Annotated in this window: 14 protein-coding genes and 1 other RNA gene; 4 read left to right on the forward strand and 11 right to left on the reverse strand. The window is 44.3% G+C overall.

Features of this window, described 5'->3' with window-relative positions; genetic code table 11:
• Positions 1–24 precede the first annotated feature (24 nt).
• The 11 genes from AC30SF_RS09685 to AC30SF_RS09735 all read right to left on the reverse strand — a co-directional run bounded on the left by AC30SF_RS09685 (position 25) and on the right by AC30SF_RS09735 (position 11,150).
• Entirely contained in the window at positions 25–4,905 is a 4,881-nt protein-coding gene (locus AC30SF_RS09685; protein WP_489608277.1) for a S6 family peptidase, read from the reverse strand.
• 164 nt (positions 4,906–5,069) lie between these two features.
• Positions 5,070–5,330 (reverse strand): hypothetical protein, encoded by a 261-nt coding sequence (locus AC30SF_RS09690; RefSeq protein WP_021616977.1) that lies wholly within the window; start codon positions 5,328–5,330, stop codon positions 5,070–5,072.
• Between the two features lie 9 nt (positions 5,331–5,339).
• Positions 5,340–5,990 (reverse strand): FABP family protein, encoded by a 651-nt coding sequence (locus tag AC30SF_RS09695; protein ID WP_489608278.1) that lies wholly within the window; start codon positions 5,988–5,990, stop codon positions 5,340–5,342.
• 57 nt (positions 5,991–6,047) lie between these two features.
• Positions 6,048–6,956, reverse strand: a complete 909-nt coding sequence (gene glyQ / locus AC30SF_RS09700; protein WP_048749789.1) for a glycine--tRNA ligase subunit alpha — start codon at positions 6,954–6,956, stop codon at positions 6,048–6,050.
• 415 nt (positions 6,957–7,371) lie between these two features.
• Positions 7,372–7,737: a transfer-messenger RNA gene (gene ssrA, locus AC30SF_RS09705) on the reverse strand.
• A 119-nt stretch (positions 7,738–7,856) separates the two neighbouring features.
• Positions 7,857–8,147 (reverse strand): DUF167 family protein YggU, encoded by a 291-nt coding sequence (gene yggU, locus AC30SF_RS09710; RefSeq protein WP_489608279.1) that lies wholly within the window; start codon positions 8,145–8,147, stop codon positions 7,857–7,859.
• Positions 8,148–8,158: 11 nt separating this feature from the next.
• Complete coding sequence (locus AC30SF_RS09715) at positions 8,159–8,716, reverse strand: YggT family protein (RefSeq protein WP_489608280.1); 558 nt, start codon at positions 8,714–8,716, stop codon at positions 8,159–8,161.
• Between the two features lie 25 nt (positions 8,717–8,741).
• Positions 8,742–9,176 carry a D-aminoacyl-tRNA deacylase gene (gene dtd / locus AC30SF_RS09720; protein ID WP_489608281.1) on the reverse strand — a complete coding sequence of 145 codons (435 nt, stop codon included), beginning with the start codon at positions 9,174–9,176 and terminating at the stop codon, positions 8,742–8,744.
• Positions 9,173–10,009: a virulence factor BrkB family protein gene (locus AC30SF_RS09725; protein ID WP_489608282.1), complete on the reverse strand. Its 837-nt coding sequence runs from the start codon at positions 10,007–10,009 to the stop codon at positions 9,173–9,175. Before AC30SF_RS09725 ends, dtd begins: the two co-directional genes overlap by 4 nt.
• A complete protein-coding gene (locus AC30SF_RS09730; protein ID WP_489608283.1) occupies positions 10,006–10,479 on the reverse strand; it encodes a YchJ family protein in 474 nt (157 codons plus the stop codon). Before AC30SF_RS09730 ends, AC30SF_RS09725 begins: the two co-directional genes overlap by 4 nt.
• 2 nt (positions 10,480–10,481) lie before the next feature.
• Positions 10,482–11,150: an MOSC domain-containing protein gene (locus AC30SF_RS09735; protein ID WP_489608284.1), complete on the reverse strand. Its 669-nt coding sequence runs from the start codon at positions 11,148–11,150 to the stop codon at positions 10,482–10,484.
• Positions 11,151–11,294: 144 nt separating this feature from the next.
• Between AC30SF_RS09735 and AC30SF_RS09740 the strand changes: the two genes are divergently transcribed.
• From AC30SF_RS09740 to corA, 4 genes are all read left to right on the forward strand, one after another.
• Positions 11,295–12,794, forward strand: coding sequence for a helicase HerA-like C-terminal domain-containing protein (locus tag AC30SF_RS09740; protein ID WP_489608285.1), 1,500 nt, complete (start codon positions 11,295–11,297; stop codon positions 12,792–12,794).
• A 145-nt stretch (positions 12,795–12,939) separates the two neighbouring features.
• Positions 12,940–13,446: an LPS assembly lipoprotein LptE gene (gene lptE, locus AC30SF_RS09745; protein ID WP_489608286.1), complete on the forward strand. Its 507-nt coding sequence runs from the start codon at positions 12,940–12,942 to the stop codon at positions 13,444–13,446.
• A complete protein-coding gene (gene holA / locus AC30SF_RS09750; protein WP_489608287.1) occupies positions 13,443–14,477 on the forward strand; it encodes a DNA polymerase III subunit delta in 1,035 nt (344 codons plus the stop codon). The genes lptE and holA overlap by 4 nt, the downstream gene beginning before the upstream one ends.
• A 358-nt stretch (positions 14,478–14,835) precedes the next feature.
• Positions 14,836–15,783, forward strand: coding sequence for a magnesium/cobalt transporter CorA (corA, locus tag AC30SF_RS09755; RefSeq protein ID WP_021616961.1), 948 nt, complete (start codon positions 14,836–14,838; stop codon positions 15,781–15,783).
• The last annotated feature ends 338 nt before the right edge of the window (positions 15,784–16,121 follow it).

The raw sequence follows: 16,121 nt of genomic DNA on the forward strand, positions 1-16,121 counted from the left end.
TTGTATTTGTCGGGTTCAACGGCTTTACCAACGATACCCGACTTTCAAACCAAACTGATGTTGTTTATCCAACTGTTTGCCGCGAGATTGGGCAGCATAACCGCCAACCTGCCAGCCACCAAAACCGGCACTTAAACCGATTTCTTGCTGCCAATAACGATCAAAACGTTGCATCAACGGTATTTGATTCACCTGTACGGCAAGCTTGGAATCGGAGGCATCCACATAATTGACGCTCACGGACGGACGAAGCATGACACCTGCCCATGGGCCAAAGGTGTAATCCACCGTAACACCGGCTTGGTAAACATTAAAATTCGCGGACGGCGTATGAATTCGAGATTGATCGTATTGATAATCCTCACTTGAAATATGGTAACGATGTACGCTTGCATTCGGTTTAAACGCCAATTTGCCTAATTTCAGTTGGTAACCTACCCCAGCACCCAATGCCACAATATGGCGTTGGATATCTGCGTCTTGCAATTCACCACGAATTTCACCCGCACTTGAACCATAGCTCATATCGGCAAAGATATTCAAGCCGTTAGCAAAATCGTATTTACCGAAAGCCGACAACATGGTCAGACGATTTTTGCTGCCGATGTTATCATCAAAGGTATTGTTTGCTCGAGCATGAGAGAACAACAAACCAAGACGATAATTATCGTCAATGTGTTGTGCGCCAAGTTGGGTTAAATGCGTTTCTTGTTTGTAGCTACGGAAATCATCTGAGCCATAACGACGAGAGCGATTCGACGTATTGACCCATACAGACGCAGTATCATTTGACACCAGTTGTTTATTCAATTCATCCAGTACAAACAAGACATTATTTGCCGTTGCTGAAAGTTCGGACAATGCGCTGTTGGAATAACGGCTGATCATGTCTTTTTGCTTAACGGCACGCGCAGCTTCCTCTGCTTTGCGTTTATCTTCGGCTAGACGTGCAGCTTCTTCCGCTTTGCGTTTCTCTTCCGCTAAACGAGCCACTTCTTCGGCTTTACGCTTTTCTTCGGCTAAGCGCGCTGCTTCTTCCGCTTTGCGTTTTTCTTCGGCTAAACGTGCGGCTTCATCGGCTTTACGTTTCTCTTCCGCTAGACGGGCGGCTTCTTCTGCTTTACGTTTTTCTTCCGCTAAACGTGCTGCTTCATCGGCTTTACGTTTTTCTTCCGCTAAACGGGCGGCTTCTTCGGCTTTTCGTTTTTCTTCCGCTAAGCGCGCCGCTTCTTCCGCTTTGCGTTTTTCTTCGGCTAAACGTGCGGCTTCATCGGCTTTACGTTTCTCTTCCGCTAGACGGGCGGCTTCTTCTGCTTTACGTTTTTCTTCCGCTAAACGCGCCGCTTCTTCCGCTTTGCGTTTTTCTTCCGCTAAGCGAGCCGCCTCTTCGGCTTTGCGTTTTTCTTCGGCTAAACGTGCGGCTTCATCGGCTTTACGTTTCTCTTCCGCTAGACGGGCGGCTTCTTCTGCTTTGCGTTTTTCTTCCGCTAAACGTGCGGCTTCATCGGCTTTACGTTTCTCTTCCGCTAGACGAGCGGCTTCGTCCGCTTTGCGTTTCTCTTCTGCTAAACGAGCCGCCTCTTCGGCTTTGCGTTTCTCTTCCGCTAAACGAGCAGCTTCATCGGCTTTACGTTTTTCTTCGGCTAAGCGAGCTGCTTCTTCGGCTTTGCGTTTTTCTTCTGCTAGACGTGCGGCTTCTTCCGCTTTGCGTTTCTCTTCGGCTAAACGTGCCGCTTCTTCCGCTTTGCGTTTCTCTTCGGCTAAATGTGCCGCTTCATCGGCTTTACGTTTTTCCTCGGCTAAGCGCGCCGCTTCTTCTGCTTTACGTTTTTCTTCCGCTAGACGGGCGGCTTCTTCTGCTTTGCGTTTTTCTTCCGCTAAACGAGCAGCTTCATCGGCTTTACGTTTTTCTTCCGCTAAGCGTGCTGCTTCTTCAGCTTTACGTTTTTCTTCTGCTAGGCGTGCTGCTTCATCGGCTTTGCGTTTTTCTTCCGCTAAGCGTGCCGCTTCGTCTGCTTTACGTTTTTCTTCCGCAATGCGTTCTTGATCAGCGAGCTCTTTTTCTTTTTTAGGATTGTAGAGTCGATAATCAAAATCGTCATTTCTGAGTTCATAACGGTATGCCCCGGCATCCACACTGCCATTGGCTAAAGAAACATTGACATCGTCAGATTGCGCAGGATTATTTAATTCCAGTAAGCTAAGCTGTGCCAAGTTTTGTGGTTCTGCACCGGTGTTACGCACATTTAATACGAAATTCCCTGCCGCTTTGCCTCGTACAATGACGTGGTCGCCTTTATTTTCCTGCAAATAAGTGCGGTAATTAATGGTGCCATTTCCGTCGAGATCCCCCAACACTTCTAGCGTGTTAAACGTTTGATTATCCTTTTGTGTCGTAAAATCCGGATTTAACGTAATTTGGCTGTTATCAAGGCTTAAATTACCTACCCTTGTGCTCTCCGGCAACGTCCAGTGCGCATTGTCTGACAACGACACCGATGTGTGTTTACTTCCTCGAATTTGGTGAGTGAAGCGAGTGTTCACAAGGTTGAAGGTGGTAATATCCGAAAGCCATACATCCCCTGCCAAAGTGGCGTTGTCCACCGTTGCTACCGCGCGATCATTAACATGAAGCATACCGGTTTGGGTGGCATTATGGGTTAAATGATATCGGCTGAATCCACTTAACATGACGCTACCAACCACATCGGCCAGCCCTTGAACAAGTAAAGTCGCACTATCAGACGCACTGAGCGATCCCTTGATTTTCGTCCGTTCAATGCTACGAAAAGCTTTATCCGACAAGGTTTGATTATCACATTTCGTCAGCCCCGTCCAGTCAGAGCGTGCGCAAATGAAATTTGCCTGTTTGTCGGTCACGCCTAATGTCGCCTTGGCATCTTTGCTTAATTGCCAATTACCACTTATCTCAGAAACATTCCGAGAAACGACCGCACTTCCATCATTAATGATGAAATTATCGGCTTTGAATGTGCGATTTAACCAATCATCATCTTGTACCACTTCGCCTTGTGGTCGCCCAATGAGCGCAGGTTGATTCAAGTGGTTATAGGCATGAGGCGTTGGGCGACCGCTAAAAACTAACGTGCCGCTTTCTTGCGTAATATCGCCATTTAAATTAGTACCACCCGACAATAAAAAGACGCTGCCTGCGTGTTTAGGTTGATACCTGAGATTTAATCGGCCGTTATGAAGTGCCGCATTGGTTTCACCAAACCAACCGTTAAACGCTGTCGCTTTGGATTGGTTAATGTTTTTCTCATCAGCAATTTGTGCATTACCCAAAATTTTAACGGTAGATTCAGCGTCTTTGTTATGATTAACAATTTGTGCGCCTTCATCGGTATTTTGAATGCGGTTAAAGGTAAGTGAATGACCGTTAAGATCTAAACGTCCACCACGGAAGCCGAAATAAATATTGTTCGGATTGACTTGGTCGTCACTTTCTAATTTCACCGTTGGGCGACCGCTCACAATGCCTAATTGATTAAAGGCTTGTTTTTTGTTTTGCTCGTCTGCTTGTTGATTCAAGACAACAAGGCCATCTCCCACGCTAATATCGCCAAGGTTTTCACCTTTGCCATTGACCAATAACGTGCCTTGTCCAATTTTAGACAAGCGATCGCCTGCCGGATTTTTAATTTTCCATGTGACGGTACTGCCTTCGCTTACTGAAACACCAGCACCTTTCCAGGTTTCATCCGCATTAGGCTGAACCACAAAATCCCCTTCGAAAGTCAAGCCGCCGGCACCCTGATCGATATTATTTTTCAGGGTTACTGTGCCGTTTTCCATATTTCCAAAGTAAATGTTTTTACCGTGATGAAGTGCCGGCATATAAGGGTTTGGTCCACCATATCCAAAGGCTTCATCACTCCCCGAAGAAGCTAGGCTGTCATTGGCAAGCGGAGTATTTGCAGCGACTCTACCGTCTTTGGTTAAGGTACCACTGCCATTGCCGTCTGTTGCCCAATCATAAGACGCTGCGGTAAGTTCAAATACCGTGACCAAATCTCTTGCAATGATTTCATCCAAATAATTCTTACGTGCAATTTGATAGGTATTTTCTTTGCCTTGATAAGGGTGTCCGCTACGCAATACGCCATTTAACAGCCATTTTCCTGCGGTTTTATCGTAAATAAACATCGGGGAACCACTATCACCGCCAGAACCTGAAATGGGTAACGGACCATATTGATTCGGATAACGCACATCACCGCTTAAACTGACCTCACCATTGTTCGCCCAGCCTTGCATAAAGGTATTGCCTGCGGTTCTGTAGTGGTATGCGCCTGAAACCTCTGTATCCTTGTCCTGAGCATCACGCACGACTTGCCGACCGCTACCAATTCGCACCCGCATCGGATACTTTTCTAAATCCCCATAGGTGTTGCCTTGCATATTTGACACCATTTCTATCGGTGCGGCTTCTGTGACAAATTTGGTTAAACGAGGGTTATGATAGTCCGTCATGTAAGGGTGAGTGGAGTCGTTTTTATAATTATGTCGTTTAACGATGTTATAACCGAATCGGTGCTGATCGGGGTTACTGCCCTCCATGCCAAAGTCAACACCGCTATAACCCACATTATGTGCCACGCTAACGATATATTGATCGCCCACCAGCGCTGCCACACCATTACGGCTAACCACCGAAAAATCTATCATCGGCGCGTTTTGCATCATGGTGCCGATAGATTCGCCTTTTTTATTCACCACCTCTATATTTTGCGCACCGGGCGTAAACTTACCTTTATTCTCGGCAAAATCACGAAAATATTGATAATCCACGCCGGAATAAACTTGTCCGGCGAAGGCCATTGGGCTTAGGTTCAATGCGACAAACGCAGCGATGAACTTGGGTTTGAAAGTTGTCTTTTGCATAAAATGGGCTCAAATAAACTAAATGGTTGGGGTTAAACCGATGATGGGGGAACATCAAAGCATCATCGCCGATTAGAAAATATTTCGTAAATATCAAACATGGCGTAACGAATCACCTCGCCATGACTTACCTGAAATCGACCGCACTTAGGCGTTGTTTTACCTCAGGCAAAAATCGCTTTTAATTGGGTTTCATCTAAAATGACCCGACCGTCTTCCAGTAATAACGCAGGAAAACCCGCGTAGCCTTTGGCTTTCACCGCATCGAACTCTGCATGATTGTCACGCAGACGTAGAAATTGTTTTAAGTTCGGAATAGAAGACAACACTTCCACCTCTTCATATTCCACACCGAGGCGTTTTAACTCCGCCACAAACGGTGCAGTATCAGGGCATTGCTCGGCATAATAAAGAATTGGTTTCATCACGACTCCTTATTCTTTATTTGCCACAGCAAGTGCGGTCGGATTTGGTGTTGGTTCGCCGATTTTGGTTAGGCGGTTACGATCACGATGCTCAAACGGCTTGTCGTAATTTGGGATAATCATTGTGGTAATTTGATCGTAAGACCACGTGCCATCCTCATGAATTTTTACCGTAATCTCATAACGTTCTGTGGTGAAAGATTGCTCAATAAACGGATTTGAGATAATGCCATTCGTTAGAGATCCACGCACAGCTTTTAGCGTAAATTCTTTCGCATCCGGTGCGGCATGACCGGTGGCAATCAGGCTTTGTCCACGTGGAATACTTAACGACAAAGAAATCGTGCCGGTTGCAGGTTCCCATAACCAATAGCCCACTTGATCGTGAAAGGTTTCCACTTCATCCGGCTGCACAATCCGCGTGTGATAACGTAAGCCGTAATACAGTTGTGGACCATTAGTTTGTGCATCAATCGGTTGCAACTCGTAATGTTCGATATAAGGATCTTTCTCCGGCCCTTCCGCCTTTGGATTGATATCCAAACCGCGCTTGCCCTCCCAAATTCCCGCCATCGGCGCTAAAGGTCCTAAATTTGCCAGCGTGTTTACATCCGGTTCCGCTTCGGTGTAAATATCGTCCGGGTATTGAAAATCTTTCATGATGTTCTCCTTATATCTATCGTCCTGTTAACACATAAAGTGCGGTGACTTTTCGCTTTATTTTTTACAACCCGGGAAGCCTAAGGCTTCACGGCTGGCATAATAGGCTTCTGCCACACCTTTGGTTAACGCACGAATGCGTAAAATGTAGCGTTGACGCTCCGTAACGGAAATCGCTTTGCGCGCGTCTAACAAGTTGAAACTGTGTGCCGCTTTTAAAATGCGCTCGTAAGCCGGCAATGGCAGCGGACGCTCTAATTCCAATAAGCTTTTCGCTTCTTTTTCATATTGATCGAAACAATGGAATAAGAAATCGGTGTCGGCATATTCAAAATTGTAGGTGGATTGTTCCACTTCGTTTTGATGGAACACATCGCCATAAGTGGTTTTGCCAAGCGGACCGTCGGACCAAACTAAGTCATATACAGAATCCACGCCTTGAATGTACATCGCCAAACGCTCTAAACCGTAAGTCACTTCGCCGGTAACCGGTTTACATTCTAAGCCGCCCACTTGTTGGAAATAGGTAAATTGAGTCACTTCCATGCCGTTTAACCATACTTCCCAGCCCAAGCCCCATGCGCCTAAGGTTGGGTTTTCCCAGTTATCTTCTACAAAACGAATGTCGTTTTTGGTCGGGTCAAAACCAAGCATTTCAAGGGAACCTAAATATAATTCTTGAATATTGTCCGGAGAGGGTTTAATCACCACTTGGAATTGGTAGTAATGCTGTAAACGGTTTGGGTTTTCGCCATAGCGACCATCGGTCGGACGGCGTGAAGGTTGCACATAAGCAAACGCCATCGGTTCCGGACCCAACGCGCGTAATGCGGTCATCGGGTGAGAGGTACCGGCGCCCACTTCCATATCAAAGGGTTGCACAATGGTGCAGCCTTGGTTCGCCCAGTATTCTTGTAAGGCAAGAATCATGCCTTGGAAAGTTTTTACATTAAATTTTGTCATAATTGATTCTATAAATTGAAGGGTTAAAAATATGCCTCATTATACTGAAAACACAAGGCAGGATAAAGAAAAGGCAGAAAATTTTGAATACTGGCAAAACTCAGAAAAATGCACGAAACCAATAACACAAACTCAAGGATTTTATAGGATTGGATAGGAACGCTTAGGATATAAAAAAGCCCTTGAGGTCAGTGCGGAATCACCTGTCATTTAAGAAATATAAAAAGCGGTAAAAGCCTTGTAGCATAAGACTCTTAATGCTTGTAGTAACATCGGCTTAAGTTATTTTGTCATAGTGTTACTATCGGTGTTACTAAAACTTAATGTATTGATAAGTTTTAAAGGATAATAAAAAAGCCTTGAAATGAATATTTTCAAGGCTTTAACGTCTTTCATAGGACTTGATAGGTTTGTTTTGTGGTGGAGCTGGGGGGAGTTGAACCCCCGTCCGGAATTCCTCTACCGTTAGTACTACACGTTTAGTCAGTCTTTGAGATTCGCTTAACCCTGCGGACAGACACGCGATAATTAAGCTAGTTTGATTCCATTTAATGCTTCGATCCTCAAACGGCGGCGTCCACACGATCTCGTTTGGGTTTGACTCCGCTTTATCCCCGTCTTACGAGCAGAAGCTGGGGAGCGAAGGCTATGAGCAGGTTATTAAGCTGCTAAAGCGTATTGTTCGTCGTTTGCGACTATTTTTTTGCGGTTTATTTACGAGGCCTACCGCACCTCGACGTGCACCTCGGGCTTCGCTAATCCCGTCGAATCCAAGATCAGCCCCAAAAGTAGGCGTAAGGATAGCAAAATATCGCCATAAAATAAAGCGACTCCCTCATTTTCATAGGAATCCACATTGACTTGCCATCTTCATAGCACGCCTTACGATTCTCTCTTATCGGCTTATTTGGGGAGCAGGCTTTCAATTTCCTTTGGAATGACTTTCGGCGAAGGAATGAGAACTTGCTTATGACGACTTAACTCGCCTTTTTCCAAAACAATCGTACTTTTCGGCACTTTAAATAATTTACTGAGGAATTTCAGCAAATGCGCATTCGCCTGTCCTTCTATCGGCGGTGCCGTGATACAAACCTTTAACTCACCGTTATGCAATCCGACGATTTTATCTTGCGCCGCTTTAGGCTGTAGAAAAATCACCAATCGCAAATCATTGCCTATACAGGTTACTGCCATGTTTCCCCCGTCTATAATGCGGCAATAGCCCAAAGTTGACCAAATACGTCATACAACACTTTGTTGGCAAAGAATAGAACGAATACCACGACCATCGGTGAGAAATCAATCATGCCGGTATTCGGCAACAGTTTGCGAATCGGGCGCAATAAAGGCTCACTCAACTGATACAACATATATTGCATGGCGTTAGGCGAACGATTAAACCAACTCATTATCGCGCTAATCAATAACACATAAAAAATCGCTTCCCCCACGGCATGTATCACATTCAAGATACCAACGATGACATAAGCGACAAGTGAGGCCTCTGCCATATCTAAAAACTGAATAACCGCTAATTTCCCTACGCCCAAAATAAAACAGGCAAGCAATGCGGCAAGATTCACACCTTTCACCGTAGGCGCAAATTTCCCTAAAACATTTAACACGGGCTGCGTTACTTTGACTAACGCCTGAGAAAGCGGATGATAAAAATCCACCTTGGCAATCTGAAACCACGCGCGCAAAACGAAAATAAAACCGTAAATACTGATGACGGTTGACAGTAAAAATTGCATTGTATTCATAATATTTCCTTCATTTTATTTAAATTTATGCCTGCAACCAAAACGTTACCGGCCCCTCATTGACTAGACTCACTTGCATATCCGCTGCAAATCGGCCGCATTCCACCTTTACTTTTTCACCGCACTTTTGTGCAAAATATTCATAAAGTTCGTTTGCTAACGATGGTGTTGCGCCTTTAGAAAAGCTCGGACGAAGCCCTTTTTGTGTATCCGCCACCAACGTAAATTGCGACACCACCAAGACTTCGCCAGCCACTTGTTGCACGTTCAAATTCATCTTGTCATCTGCATCGCTGAAAACACGATAATTCAGGACTTTCTCCGCCAACTCATCTGCCTTTTGTCGGTCATCATCCTTTTCCACGCCCAACAGCACCAGCAGACCTTTGCCAATCTGCCCAACGATTTCACCGTCAACTTCTACTTTCGCACTGGAGACACGTTGAATTAATGCGATCATTTTGTTTCCTCACTTTGTTCCAAATTCATCATTTTTTCCGACCGCACTTCGGCCAACACTGCGGCTAATTGTGCACCGAGTAACACAACCGTCCAGCTTAACTGAATCCATAACAACATGATTGGTAAGGTAGCCATGGCGCCATAAATTAATTGATAAGACGGGAACGTCACGATGTACCAAGCAAAAGCTTGCTTACCCAACGTAAAAAACACAGCAGCAATCAGCGCACCTGCGGCGGAATGTTTAATACTAACTTTCTTATTCGGTACCACCATGTAAATCAGGGTAAAAATAAACCACGTGGATAAAAACGGCACAAAACTCAAGAGTTTTAAACCGAAAGAAAAGTTTGACGCGCTCTCAAACATGGTTTTTACATAGGCACTGGCGGCAATACTGGCGCCAACTAACAACGGACCAAGTGTAAGAATCAACCAATAAATCGCAAAAGAGGTGAAAATTGGCCGAGTGCCGTTGTCATGCCAAATACTGTTTAGCGTACGATCGATGGAATTAATCAACATCAGTGCCACGACAATCAAACTGATAATCCCCACCGCACTCATTTTTTTGGAATTATTCACAAATTCATCAATGTACTGTCCCACCATGTCGCTTGCCGACGGGGCAAAATTGGTGAAAATAAACTCTTTCAAAGCACCGGTTACTTCATTAAACACCGGAAATGCCGAGAAAATAGAAAACACCACCATAATCAACGGCACAATGGCAAGCATGGTGCTGTACGTTAAATAACCGGCGGCTTGGGTTAATTTATTCTGATTAAAACGCTGCCAAAAGATCGTACCAAACGTTTTCCACTCACTCATAAAAAGCCTCCGCAACAATGCTTAAATTTTTTGCCGGAACCACACACGCAAGGTTGTTTCATCGTCGGCAACGGCACTGTTGGATCAACAAAATACCAGCGCTCATCAATTTTCACAAAAATCGACCGCTCATGATGAGATTGTTCCCCCTCCTCACCTTGAAAAACGGCGTGAAATTCCACCGCACTTTGGTTTTTCGTTAAGCTTTCCGTATTCAAAATTTGCAATCCCAGCCATTGCGTTTCCTCCGCCCAAGTTTGAATGGCCTGTACGTTGAGTAACGCCTGTTGGCTCGGCACGGTAGTTTCCACAATATAAGACACATTTTTCAGCACATAAGCGGCATAACGGGAACGCATGAGCTGCTCAGCGGTTTCAGGGAATTGCGTATGTGCATGGAAACGCCCACAACAGTCCTCATAGGATTTATTTGACTGACAAGGGCAAGCTGAATCTAAAAGTGCGGTCATATTTAGCTCTGTTTTTCTTGTAATTTCATCAGTTTTGAATTTAACGAACGCTTAAATGCCGGGGCTAATTCTTCAATAGCCAGGGCTTGTTCCAATTCCGCCATGCTCGGTTTATCGGATAATAAACGATTTAAATAACGAATGGTAAATTGCGGATACGGACGCTGTTGCAAAATTATCTCATCGCCCTTGTGAATCTCGCCGGTTTCAATTACGCGAACATACCAGCCCGTCCAACCTGATTGATGCACAATTTTCTGCGTATTTTCATTTTCGGTATTTTTCGACAAACGTTCGCAAGGTTTACGCGGTTGAGACACTTCCAATAGCACCGAACCGATTTGAAATCGATCGCCCACGCATACAGAATCTTCATTAAATCCCGATACCACAAAATTTTCGCCATAAATTGCCGTATTATCGTAAGTAAAATTTTCGCCTAATAAGGCATTTAATGCCGGAAAAGACACGTCAGACATAAAAAATAAGGCTTTATCCGGCCCGCCGTGATGCGCTTTTAACCCAACATCATTGCCTTCCGCACCCAACGCATGAATTTTCACCGACGCGACCGGCTGCTTACGAATCGCACTTTCATATTGCGATCCATCGGAAAAGGTCAATTGTGCAACTTCCCCAATTTTTATGATTAAAACTTCTGCTTTTGACATACCTCACTCCAAATCACGCGAATAAATCAATAAACTAATAAAATGTGGCTGATTATAACGTAAAAACACTGAAATTTTTGACCACACTGTGTTTTTTAAATATCATGCCTCGCTTAATACGCAATCAATTAGGAACAACAAAATATGCAATATTTACTCGCCCAAACCAGCCAAAACCAACAACTTGGTATTACCGCGAAAATGGCCAACCGCCACGGTTTAATTGCCGGCGCCACCGGTACAGGGAAAACCGTGACATTACGCAAAATGGCGGAAGCCTTTAGTGACGACGGCGTGCCGGTGTTTTTAGTGGATGTGAAAGGCGACCTTTCCGGCTTAGTACAGCCGGGTGTGATGCAAGGCAAAATTGCTGAGCGTATTGAACAATTCAATTTAGGTGGTGAAAGCTATTTGAGCGGCTACCCAGTCTCCTTCTGGGATGTGTTCGGCGAAACCGGCATTCCGCTCCGTACTACCATTTCCGAAATGGGGCCGTTGTTGCTCTCCCGTTTATTAAATCTCAACGCGACGCAAGAAGGCTTGCTTAACCTCGTGTTCCGTGTGGCCGATGACAAAGGCTTATTGCTTATCGACTTAAAAGACCTGCGTGCGATGTTGAAATATGTGGCGGAAAATGCCAAAACCTTCCAAGTGGAATATGGCAACGTGTCGGCCGCCAGCGTTGGCGCCATTCAACGTGCCTTATTAACCTTAGAAAACGAAGGCGCGGCAAATTTATTCGGTGAACCGGCACTTAACTTAGATGACTGGTTACAAACCCGTGACGGCCGCGGCGTCATCAATGTGCTTAATTCGGAAAAATTAATTAACTCCCCACGCATGTACAGCGCGTTCTTGCTTTGGTTAATGGCAGAATTGTTTGAACAATTGCCGGAAGTGGGCGATCCCGACAAACCGAAATTCGTGATGTTCTTTGACGAAGCACATTTACTGTTTGACGGTGCACCAAGCATATTGGTGGATAAAGTAGAGCAGGTCGTGCGTTTGATTCGTTCTAAAGGCGTGGGCATTTATTTCGTGACCCAAAACCCGTTGGACTTACCGGATACCGTGCTCGGTCAATTAGGCAACCGCGTACAACACGCCTTGCGCGCCTTTACGCCACGCGATCAAAAAGCCGTGAAATCGGCCGCGGAAACCTTCCGCTCCAACCCGAACATAAACGTGGTTGAAACCATTTCAACACTCGGCGTAGGCCAGGCATTAGTCTCGTTCTTAGATGAAAAGGGCATGCCGACACCGGTAGAAATTGCTTACATTTTTCCACCGAAAAGCCAATTAGCGCCGATTACCGCCGAACAACGCACCGCTTGGGTAAAAGACGACGATTTATACGCTTTCTATAAAGATTATGTGGATAACGAATCGGCTTTTGAGGTGTTAAACCAACAAGCGGATTTAGCTGCCGTGGCGCAAAAACAAGCGGAACAAGCCAAGCAGGAAGAAGAAAACGGCATTATGGGTAGCCTTAGCCGCATGATTTTCGGCACGAAAAAACGCGGTGAGCAACTGACTGTGACGGAAGAATTGGTCAGCGGCGTCGCCAAAGCCGTAGGACGCAACATCCGTAGCCAAATCACCAAACAAATTATGCGGGGAATTTTAGGCGCGTTTAAGAAGTAAAATTCCCTCGAAAAATGCACCGCACTTTCCGCACAAGGTAAGGCTAGTGTAAAACAGTGGAGTCTTGTAGAATAACCTCATATTTTTAGTCAAAAAAATGACCGCACTTAAAGCAAAAGTGCGGTCGGTTTTTAAGGTAAATTTTATGCTAAACCCCCTCAAAACCTTATGGTTGTCCGCCGGTGTGTTGGCGCTTTCTGCCTGTGGATTTCACTTTCAAAACGGTAAACTGATTCCTCAAGAATTACAAACGTTAAAATTGGAAAGTAGCGATCCTTATAGCGATATGGCGTTATCCATGCGTCGTCAGTTACAGCTCAACAACGTGAATTTAGTGGAAGACAAGACCGACGTTCCGGTATTGCGTCTAAATAAAATTTCGAGCAAAGATCAAGTGGTATCGATTTTCAAACAAGGTCGTGAGGCGGAAAAACAGCTGATTTTAGAAGTGGAAGCCAGCGTGAAATTACCAAGTAAAGACAGTTTCCCAATCAGTACCAAAGTTAATCGAACATTCTTTGATAACGCCCGTGCGGCATTGGCAAAATCGGCAGAGAAAGACGTGATTTGGCAAGATATGCGTGAGCAGGCGGCGCGTCAGTTAATTAACAAAATGGTGGCCTTACAGCACCAAATTCATGGCAACGAATGAATCGCATTTTTCCTGAACAGCTTTCTCTCTCATTAGTGCGTCAGCCCGCGACGCTTTATTTTCTCGTAGGTGAAGATCCGTTATTACTGGCTGAAAGTCAGGATGCGATTCAACAAGCTGCGTTTAAACAAGGATTCGACGAAAAATGGGGGCTGGAAATTAATCCCTCCACTGACTGGAATGCGTTGTTTGAACGTGTGCAATCTATGGGCTTATTTTTCAATAAGCAATGCATTCTCTTAGATTTACCGGAAAATCTGACCGCACTTTTGCAGAAAAATCTGTTGGAATTCGTTTCCTTGTTACACGCTGATGTGTTGCCGATTTTTCGTCTAACCAAACTGACGAAAGCCACTGAAAATCACGCTTGGTTTATTGCCGCCAATCAATATGCGCCCGAAGCCGTATTGGTAAATTGTCAAACGCCAAATGTAGAACAGTTGCCACGTTGGGTAAGCTATCGGGCAAAAAGTTTGGGGTTAAGTATTGACGAAGAAGCGGTGCAACTGTTGTGCTACAGCTATGAAAATAATTTACTGGCGCTGAAGCAAGCCTTGCAATTATTGGATTTGCTTTATGCCGATCGCAAATTGAGTTTTGCGCGTGTGAATGCAGTAGTGGAGCAGTCTTCCGTATTTACCCCGTTTCAATGGGTTGATGCGATGCTTGCCGGCAAAGGCAACCGCGCCCGCCGCATTTTAATCGGATTAAAAGATGAAGACGTACAGCCAATTATTTTGTTACGCACCTTGCAGCGGGATTTGATGACATTGTTAGAGATCAGCAAACCGGAACAACCGACCAAACTTGATGATCCTTTGCCAACAGCTAAACTACGTGAACACTTTGATCGCCTTAAAGTATGGCAAAACCGTCGTCCATTATTTAGCCAAACCATACAACGTTTAACCTATCGTAAACTTTATCTCTTTTTCCAACAACTTGCTAAGATAGAACGCTGCACAAAACAAGAATTTAATGATGACATTTGGCTGCAATTAGAGGCATTATCAGTGAGATTTTGTGCCTAAAATACCTCCAATTAACGCCTTGACGAAGTCACTTTTCAAGCGTAACATTGCGCGCGATTTAGTAACATGAGGACACACACTTTGGACAGTCACAGTCGATACCGAACGGAGTTTTCACTGTAACTATCGCCTTTCTCACTTATCGGCGATGGTTTCGTTGGTAAGTTTTATTTACCTTTCTCTTTTTCGGCATCTTTTCTATCAGACGAAAATTTGCAACTTCTTAATCCTTATCGCTTTCTTTTTGTCGTTGAAAATACAGATAAAAACGACCGCACTTGTGATCGCAAAAGTAGAGGATCATTCGTTTGATTGTTGTTCATTGCGTTGTGCATAGTCCAATCGGGAGTATGACAAAATGATAAATGCCTTTGCCCTTGAAGATGCACGCTTAGTTCGCATCGATGAATCTGCTGAGCCATTAAATACCGCCATTTGGCTTGATTTAATTGAACCAACCATAGAAGAGCGGGAAACCTTACAAGAAAGTTTAGGCCAAAGCTTAGCCTCTTTCTTGGAGTTAGAAGATATCGAAGCATCTGCACGTTTTTTTGAAGATGAAGATGGTTTGCACTTACACTCTTTCTTTTATTGTGAAGATGAAAACGATTATGCCGATTTGGCAAGCGTAGCGTTCACCATTCGTGATGGGCGTTTATTTACCTTGCGCGATCGTGAATTACCGGCATTCCGTTTATATCGTATGCGTTCCCGCAATCAGCGTTTAATTGAGTGTAACTCCTATGAATTGCTGCTCGATTTGTTCGAAACAAAAATTGAGCAATTAGCCGATGTCATTGAAAACGTGTATGCTGATTTGGAGAAATTAAGCCGCGTGATACTCAACGGAACGCAAGGAGAAGCCTTCGATGAAGCCTTAGCAACCTTAACGGAACAAGAAGACACCAGTTCTAAAGTCCGCTTATGTTTGATGGATACACAACGTGCGCTTAGTTTCTTAGTACGCAAAACACGTTTGCCGGCGAATCAATTAGAACAGGCGCGTGAAATTTTACGAGACATTGAATCTTTGCAGCCACACAATGAATCACTGTTCCAAAAAGTCAACTTCTTACTACAAGCGGCAATGGGTTTTATTAATATTGAACAGAACCGCATTATCAAAATCTTCTCCGTTGTGTCGGTAATTTTCTTACCACCGACATTAGTTGCGTCCAACTACGGTATGAACTTTAATGATATGCCGGAACTTGGGTTTAAATTTGGCTACCCGATGGCTTTGGGATTAATGGCGTTAGCCGCATTTGCGCCATACTGGTATTTCAAACGGAAAGGATGGTTGTAATGAAACGAATACGCAAAAATAAAGTAGAGTATTCAACGGTTCCATTGTCTCAATAAAATTAGAAATCAGTAGTAGGCTTAATAATGTTGATGAGATCAGAAAAATTAGACATCAACATAATCTTCAATATTGGTCTACCACTGATACCCCATCATTCCCAATATTTCACCAATGCTAAATCACATCATACTAACTGAATGTTATTCACTAAACAAATAACCTAACTTTTAAGACAAATTATTTATCATCACTACAAATCTCAAAATAAGCTTAAAGGCTATTCAATGAAATAAAAACAATAAACAAATTCCCACTTCCCCCGAAAAACCAAAAACCCC

It is taken from the genome of Aggregatibacter valvarum (assembly GCF_980468985.1).